This window comes from Micromonospora endophytica, assembly GCF_003236305.1.
Taxonomy (GTDB): Bacteria; Actinomycetota; Actinomycetes; order Mycobacteriales; family Micromonosporaceae; genus Micromonospora; species Micromonospora endophytica.
In genome coordinates this window covers 1-385 of record NZ_POTX01000557.1, presented here as the reverse complement: position 1 = coordinate 385, position 385 = coordinate 1, and the positions used below count along the sequence as shown (strand labels likewise).

Here is a 385-nt window from a genome sequence, read left to right as displayed (position 1 = left end):
TCTTCAACGTTGGTTTAAAAATGGGAACGTTCCCGAAACACAGCGACGATCACAAATTACTCGTGGTATTCCGTTTAATCAGTCACTCAGGCGAGGGTAGAAGGAATGACGATCCGGCGCGGCTCGCAGCGGCCATTGATCTGTTCGATCAGCTGCGAAGCCGCCTGTCGTCCGGCTTCAGCATAGCCAGGATCGACAGTGACGATCTCCGGGTGCAGGAATTTTATCAGCGGCGTATTCCCGACGCTTGCCAGTTGCAGCGTCTCAATACGTTGCTCCTGTAAATACTTACTGGCGCCCAACGCCAGCGTATCGGTGGCGCAGACTAACGCGGTGGTATCCGGCATGATGACGCTTGCCGTATGCTCATAGCCCTGCTTCATGG

At 54.5% G+C, this 385-nt stretch carries 1 protein-coding gene; it reads right to left on the bottom strand.

Annotated elements, in window-relative coordinates; all coding sequences use genetic code 11:
• Positions 1-86 precede the first annotated feature (86 nt).
• The coding region (locus C1I93_RS33480) for a substrate-binding domain-containing protein (RefSeq protein ID WP_181445409.1) at positions 87-385 on the bottom strand (299 nt) is incomplete at its 5' end.